1 protein-coding gene is annotated in these 746 nt (G+C 54.6%); it reads right to left on the bottom strand.

The window, feature by feature from the left end; translation table 11 throughout:
- Positions 1–31: 31 nt before the first annotated feature.
- Entirely contained in the window at positions 32–628 is a 597-nt protein-coding gene (locus DXD56_RS09940) for a hypothetical protein (RefSeq protein WP_117641089.1), read from the bottom strand.
- Positions 629–746: the final 118 nt, after the last annotated feature.

Here is a 746-nt window from a genome sequence, read left to right as displayed (position 1 = left end):
TTTGCTCAATGTGTTCGGCTGAGATCGGAAATCAACCCTTTTCCAAGTACTCGGCAAACTTGGCCTCGTCGCCCTTGTTCTTGTACTGCAGGGCCAGCAGGTATTCCAGGCGGCAGCTCTTGACCTTGTCGTCACCGGCCTCTTCGAGCATGCGCTCCAGCTCGGGAATGTCGTTGTGGCGCTTGAGGATCATCGTGTCGTACATCAGCTGGCATTCGTGTGTGACTGCCTCGGCCTGACCGCCCTCAAAGCCCTTGATCTCGTGCAGCAACTCCTTGGACTTTTTGCGGTCCTCCTGGCCAACGTAGTAGTTAAAGGCTTTGATCACCAGGTCGACGCGCTGCATCTTGGGCAGGTTGAGTCCCAGCAACAGGTCGAACATCTCGTTGGCGTGTTCGTGGTCCTCGCGCAACAGATAGGAGTTCAGGCGCAGGTAGTCGCGGTTGTAGCGCGGGTACAGCATGCTGGTGAGTTTGCCGTCGAGCAAACGATCGAACTCGTCCCACTGTTTGGCAGCCATCAACTGCTGCAGGCGCTTAAACGTGGTGCGTTTTTTGATGCTAAAGAACACCGACACGGCGATACAGATGATAACGACGGCGGTCCAGAGTGTGCGGGAATCGGGCATATTAGGGTCCTTAGTCGCTCATAAAGCGAGCGGTATGACAACACGTACTGGATGTATTATACGCAGCGCGCAAGCAAAGGTTGATTTCCGATCTCAGCCGAACACATTGAGCAAATAG

The sequence above is a fragment of the Collinsella sp. TM06-3 genome (assembly GCF_003436395.1).
GTDB lineage: Bacteria > Actinomycetota > Coriobacteriia > Coriobacteriales > Coriobacteriaceae > Collinsella.
Note: the sequence above shows the minus strand (reverse complement) of the source record. Positions and strands in the feature narration are given on the sequence as shown.

Coding starts and splice junctions, on each gene's coding strand:
- DXD56_RS09940 (WP_117641089.1), bottom strand. CDS start 628: ATGCCCGATTCCCGCACACTCTGGACCGCCGTCGTTATCATCTGTATC.